The following is a 2,938-nucleotide window of genomic DNA, read 5'->3' as shown; positions in this document are numbered from 1 at the left end:
CCAACAAGATGTTCAAGTGGGCGGTGCTCTACCCCGGTTTCCGAAAATTCGTCAACTGGGTGTATGCCGGCGTATTGAAGATGCCCCAGTATCACATTGGCATGGCGCCCGGACAGATCGGGAGGTACCTGTTGCTGATGGATGACCCGCAGGATGCAGAAAAGGCCGCTGCACTGCTGGACGGCGCCCAGGCTGTGGCCTGGCATCGTGAATACCGCACCTTTACCGGCATGCTGGAGGGGACAAGGGTTTCAGTTACATCGGTGGGTCTCGGCGGGCCCTCCGCCGCAATCGGCGTGCACGAACTCTCGGCCATCGGCGGAGAGGTGTTCCTTTATCTCGGATGCGGACTGACGGCGGCAAAGGGAATTTATCCCGGAGAGATGCTGATTGCCAAGGGAGCAGTGCGCGATGAAGGCACCGGGCTGCAATATGCGCCGCCGGCTTTTCCCGCCATCGCCGACCTACGGCTGGTGGACTGCCTGCGCCGCGCCTGCGTGGAGAGCTCTCTTGCCTGCCACGTAGGGTTGACCCGTTCAACCGATGCATATTACCAAATTAATGCGGACCAGGCTGGCAGCTTTCCATATACATTGTGCAGCGACCTCAACAGCGCGGCCATCTTCATCGTCTCCAGCGTGCTCGGCAGGAGGGCGTCCTCGCTGCTGCAGGCGGGAAAGCGGATACAGCCGCTGACGATGACTCATATCAAAACAGGCATATCCGCATTACGGCAGCTCATAGCAATTGATGGGCTGTAAGGGGTGTAAAAAGAACCAGTGTAAAATTTCTGCAGGGCTGCGGAGGAATACCATACAGATGCAGACCAACTGGTGATACGGTTTCCTTGATTGCTATTCTTAAAGAAATCCCCTTTTGCGCATACTAGGGCTAAATTACGCGTCAGAAGGGGATTTTGCCATGCCCAATATGGAGACCGCTAATGCCAACAGGTTAATTAATGAGAAATCGCCCTATTTGCTGCAGCACGCCCATAACCCCGTGGATTGGTATCCCTGGGGCGAAGAGGCCTTTGACAGGGCTCAAAAAGAAGACAAACCTGTCTTTTTAAGCATCGGCTACAGCACCTGCCACTGGTGCCACGTTATGGCGCGGGAGTGTTTCGAGGATACCGAGGTGGCGGCGCTGCTGAACGAGCACTTTGTCAGCGTCAAGGTGGACCGGGAGGAGCGCCCGGACCTGGACCAGATCTACATGGACGCCTGCCAGGCGCTGACCGGAAGTGGCGGATGGCCGCTGACGGTTTTGTTAACCCCCGGCAAGAAGCCTTTCTTTGCCGGCACCTATTTCCCCAAGCGCTCCCGCTATGGGATTACCGGCTTGATGGAGCTGCTGCCCCGGCTGGCCTCGCTGTGGAAGGGGCAGCGGGAGCAGGCGATCGAAGCAGGAGAGCAGCTGCTGCAGGCAGTGGCGGCGCAGGGCCGGGGAGGAGGCGGAGAGGCTCTGCTCGGGGCCGAAGTCCTTGACGCCGCTTACCGGCGGCTGCGGGAGAGTTTTGATGAGCAATACGGCGGATTTGGCGGCGCGCCCAAATTCCCCTTGCCTCACCGGTTGAGCTTCCTGCTGCGCTACTGGAAGCGCACCGGAGAGGTGAAGGCGCTGCAGATGGTTGCCGCCACCTTGAAAAGCATGGTCCGGGGCGGCATCTTCGATCAGCTCGGCTACGGATTCCACCGCTACTCCACCGATGAGCGCTGGCTGGTGCCGCATTTCGAGAAGATGCTATACGACCAGGCGCTGCTGGCCATTACTTACCTTGAAGCCTACCAGGCCACCGGGGATGAAGAATTAGCCGCTGCCGCCCGGGCCGTCTTTGAATACCTGCTGCGGGACCTGCGCGCGACTGAGGGAGGCTTCTGTGCAGCAGAAGACGCCGACACTGAGGGTGAGGAGGGTCTTTTCTATCTCTGGACTCCCGCAGAAATGGCCGGGGTTCTCGGTGAAGAGAGGGGCCGGCTGGTTGCGGAATACTTCGGAGTCACGGAAAGGGGCAACTTTGAAAGAGGCCGCAGCATACTGCACCGCCCGTACAAGCATGAGCAATTTGCGGCGGCGAAAGGATTGGACCCTTTGGCGCTGCAGGAGCTCATCGATGACTCGAGGGAGCGGCTGCGCGCAGTTCGCGGCAGGAGGGAGCCCCCCTTCCGGGATGACAAGATCCTGGCTGCCTGGAACGGAATGGCCATCGCCGCCCTGGCCCGCGGGGCGGCAGTGCTCGAGGAGGCGCGTTACGCGGAGGCCGCGGCAAGCGCTGCCGCTTTCATCAGGGAGAAGATGATTGCTCCCGGCGGGCGGCTTCTAAGGCGCTACCGCGACGGCGAAGCGGCCGTTCCGGCTTATCTCGATGATTACGCCTGCCTGGCCTGGGGGCTGCTGGAACTCTACCGGGCCACATTTAACGCTGCTCACCTGCGGTGGGCTCTGACGCTGAGCGAATCGATGCTGGAGCTGTTTGCGGGACCCGGCGGCGCGCTGCAATATGCGGGCATCGACCGCGCCGAAGATCTGCCGCCCTATGCCGATGCCTACGACGGGGTCATCCCTTCGGGCAACTCGGTGGCGGCTCTGAACTTGCTGAAACTGGGCCGGCTGACCGGGCGCCAGGACTGGTGGGAACGCGGCGAGACGATCATCCGCGCTTTCAGCGGCGATCTGGGGGGCTCCCCGGCGGCTTTTACTTTTATGCTTTCGGCTCTCGATTTTGCCCTCGGGCCTTCGGCGGAGCTGGTTATCACCGGTGAAGCCGGTTCGGCTGAAGTGGGGAAAATGGCTGCCCTGGTGCGCCGCTCTTTTCACCCGAATATTGTGCTTCTCTTCCACCCGTCCGGCCTCGAAGGAGAAGAGGTCGCCGCGCTTGTTCCGTTTATTGAACCCATGACCGCTCCCCGGGGCGGGGCCGCCGCCTACCTCTGCCGCG

2 protein-coding genes are annotated in these 2,938 nt (G+C 61.0%); both read left to right on the top strand.

Annotated elements, in window-relative coordinates; genetic code table 11:
• A partial coding sequence (locus ACE4YL_RS12905) for a phosphorylase family protein (RefSeq protein ID WP_461369697.1) occupies positions 1–761 on the top strand: 761 nt, incomplete at its 5' end.
• Between the two features lie 160 nt (positions 762–921).
• Positions 922–2,938: thioredoxin domain-containing protein (locus ACE4YL_RS12900; RefSeq protein ID WP_461369696.1), on the top strand; the 2,017-nt coding region annotated here is incomplete at its 3' end.

It is taken from the genome of Candidatus Darwinibacter acetoxidans (assembly GCF_041936445.1).
GTDB lineage: Bacteria > Bacillota > Limnochordia > Darwinibacteriales > Darwinibacteriaceae > DTU010.
The sequence above is the reverse complement of the archived record's forward strand: the minus strand, read 5'-3'. Positions and strand labels throughout refer to the sequence as shown.